4 protein-coding genes are annotated in these 2,846 nt (G+C 70.8%); 2 read left to right on the forward strand and 2 right to left on the reverse strand.

What is annotated here, in order from left to right; all coding sequences use genetic code 11:
• Window positions 1–382, forward strand: a 382-nt coding sequence (locus VNM44_RS07520; RefSeq protein ID WP_325624454.1) for a hypothetical protein, incomplete at its 5' end; no start/stop codon positions are given.
• Window positions 383–389: 7 nt separating this feature from the next.
• Here VNM44_RS07520 and VNM44_RS07525 read toward each other — a convergent pair.
• Window positions 390–1,403 (reverse strand): DUF362 domain-containing protein, encoded by a 1,014-nt coding sequence (locus tag VNM44_RS07525; RefSeq protein WP_325624456.1) that lies wholly within the window; start codon window positions 1,401–1,403, stop codon window positions 390–392.
• The gene (locus VNM44_RS07530; protein ID WP_325624459.1) at window positions 1,400–2,224 is read right to left on the reverse strand and encodes a hypothetical protein; all 825 of its coding nucleotides are present in this window, start codon (window positions 2,222–2,224) and stop codon (window positions 1,400–1,402) included. The genes VNM44_RS07525 and VNM44_RS07530 overlap by 4 nt, the downstream gene beginning before the upstream one ends.
• A gap of 175 nt (window positions 2,225–2,399) precedes the next feature.
• Here VNM44_RS07530 and VNM44_RS07535 point away from each other — a divergent pair, with 175 nt between their 5' ends.
• Complete coding sequence (locus VNM44_RS07535; RefSeq protein WP_325624462.1) at window positions 2,400–2,597, forward strand: hypothetical protein; 198 nt, start codon at window positions 2,400–2,402, stop codon at window positions 2,595–2,597.
• Window positions 2,598–2,846 lie beyond the last annotated feature (249 nt).

The raw sequence follows: 2,846 nt of genomic DNA on the forward strand, positions 1-2,846 counted from the left end.
CCTGGGGGCGGCGCTTCTCGTCGCGTGCTGGCGCCGTCAGAGCTTCGGCTTCGCCGTCGCGGCGGCCCTGGTGTTGTCTCCGATCGTCTGGCTCGACTACTACGCCGTCGCCGCGATCCCGCTCGCCGTCGTCCTGCCGCGCCTGACGTGGATCTGGCTCGCCCCGCTGGCAACGTGGGGCCTGCTGAGCGCGGGAATCGGCGCAGGCAACGGCTGGGGGAGTGCTCGAGTCCTGCTCGTGTTCGGGCTCGTGTTCGCCGTGATCGTCCGCGGCGAGCACCATGGGGATGCCGAGAGCCACAGCCCGGCCACCGTAGGGAACCCCGCAGAGCCTCGCGCAGCACGGCTGGTGTCCGACTTGAAGTCGGACACCGCCCTGTAGCAGCGCCTCACGCGACGACGTGCTCGAACCCGGGCGCGGGCGCGAACTGCTTCGCCAGCCGCTCCGGGTCCTCCCCGCGCTGCTCGATGAGCTCCGAGCGCGCCTGGCCGAGGAAGCGGCCCGCCTCCATCAGATACTCGATCTTCTCCGGCTCCATACCCATGAGGCGCGCGCCGGTCACGTCGGCGGCGACCGGGTCGCGCGAGATGACGACGACTCCCGAGTGCACGGCGTCCCCGAGCAACGGTCCGTTCCCCTCCATCCCGACGATCCCGTCGATGATCGCGAGCGACGGCTTGATCACCCCGGCGATGTCGAGGATCGAGTTCGGGACGCTTCGGACGTGGAAGACGTCCTTCGGCCAGCCGTAGACGCGCCCCGGCATGCAGCCGAAGCAGTTCTTGAGCGAGAGCGTGACGGCAACCCAGTGATGAGTCTTGAGCTTCGGCATCGAGACCACGAGATCCGCCTCGTGGAGCACCGTGGGCACCCAGAGCGCCGGCAGTCCCGTGTACCGACTCCGGAGCGGGACCCGTACCACAGGCGCCTCGTTGAGATCCACGAACGGGAGTCGGGCGTCGTCGAGCGCCTCGAGCAGGCCTGCCTGCTCGGCGACGGCTTCTGCATCGCGCCGGTGGCCCGGCCCCTCGGCGACGACCACGGATCGTGCGCCAAGGCGCCGGAATGCGTTCGCAGCCGCGACGACGAGCGCCGGCTGCGTGTTGATCGGGTGGTCGTCGAGGAACTCCACGAAGTTGGGCTTGAGGACGACCGACCGCCCCCGAACCCGTGCCTCGACCAACCGGAGGCCGTCGGCGACGAGGCCCTCCAGGTCGCCGCTGTATCGCTCCGCGCGAAGCACCGCCGCAGCCGAGCGCTCGGGCTCGGGGAACGCCGACCGGTCGAACTGCGGAGGCCCGTCGAAGACGCCCCTGTGCTTCGCGTAGACGGCACCGCCGACGGTCGCCCAGGCCGCGACAGCTCCGGTGCGGATGAGCAGCTCGCGGCGGGTGAGCGTCACGCCGCGCCCCGCAGCGGCTCGAGGAGCTCGTCGGGCCCTGTTGCGAGAGCCGACCACGCGAGCGCCACCGTCGATGCGCGCGCGGCGCGCGGGCGGAGCCGCTCCAGCAGGGCCGTGGTCCTCGCGACGTCGTCCTCGACGGCGTGGAAGCGGAAGGCGATCTGCGCCTGGGCCGTCGTGAGCCGCCCCGCTTCGCGATACCAGCGGTCGCGAAGGAACGTGAGACCACGACGGACGAAGCCCTCGGTCGCTTGAGGACGCAGAGCGATCAACGCCACGGCGGTGGTCTGAGCGTAGCCCGTCAGGTCGTCGCCGAGGACCGTCGCGACGCCGTGGTTCCAGCCGTGGTCGGCGCACTGCCATGTCCGAAGCAGGCGCTCCGCCTCGTCGATCACAGCCGTGTCGGAAGGCGTCAGGCGATTCGCCGCTATCAGGACGCGCGAGGTCGGCTCGACGAAGGAGCGTGTATCGGCGGTCCAGCCCCATCCCTGGCGCTCGTCACCCTCGCCGGGTAGCGGGAGGCCACGATGGGCGACGGCGAACGCGAGCGCTCGCCGGGCGGCGCCGCCCTCGAGGAGCAGCGACGCGAGCGCGGCCGTCGTGGGGCCGTCGTGACGGCCGCTCAGCTCACCGAAGCCGCCGTCGCGTCTCTGTCGTGCGGACACCCACGAACGGGCCTGGACGTCGCCTCCGAGCGCGAGTCCGGCGAGAACGGTGGGCTCGAGCTCGGAAGCCGCGCCCCGGCCCGTCGAGAAGCCGCCGTCCGGTCGTCGCCGATCGCGGAGGACGCGCAGATGCTCAGCGTGGAGTTCCGCGCCCATCGCCGCAATGGTGCAGGTTCATACGGCTGTCGATCGGCTGGTCCAGCAGCCCGAGAACGCGCCGATGGTCTAGGTCAGGTCCGACCGAAGGGGCGTCGGATCCCGCCGGCGGGCGCCGACACAATGCGCAGACGGGAGAAGCGGTCTCCCGCGACCAAGAGGGGAGCAACACAGCATGGCGGCACTCTTCGTTTACCTGCAGAACACCGTCGCGAGGCTTCGCGAGCGCCAGGAGGGCCAGACCATGGCTGAGTACGCGCTCATCCTCGGCGGCATCGCGATCGTCGTGATCCTCGCAATCGTCTTCCTCGGCGGCAAGATCGACGAGCTCTTCCGCGCAACCGGCAGCTCCGTCACGAACCCCGTCTCGTAGCACCGTCCGTCCACGCCGGCCGGCCGCGATCACGGATTGCGGCGGGCCGGCGTTTTCGCGGTCCGCGATCGGCGCGCGCCTCGAGGGACTCGACGTGTCGCGCAACCGCAGCGCCGATCGTCAGACGGTTCGTCCCCAGGTCTAGCGAGGACTAGACCCACAGGGAGTACCAGCATCCCCTGCCGCAAAGCACCATCCGTGGGCCTCCCACACGGGGGGAACGTTCAGAGGCACCACGCTCGGGGGGGC

This window comes from Gaiella sp. (genome assembly GCF_035558935.1).
Lineage (GTDB): Bacteria > Actinomycetota > Thermoleophilia > Gaiellales > Gaiellaceae > Gaiella.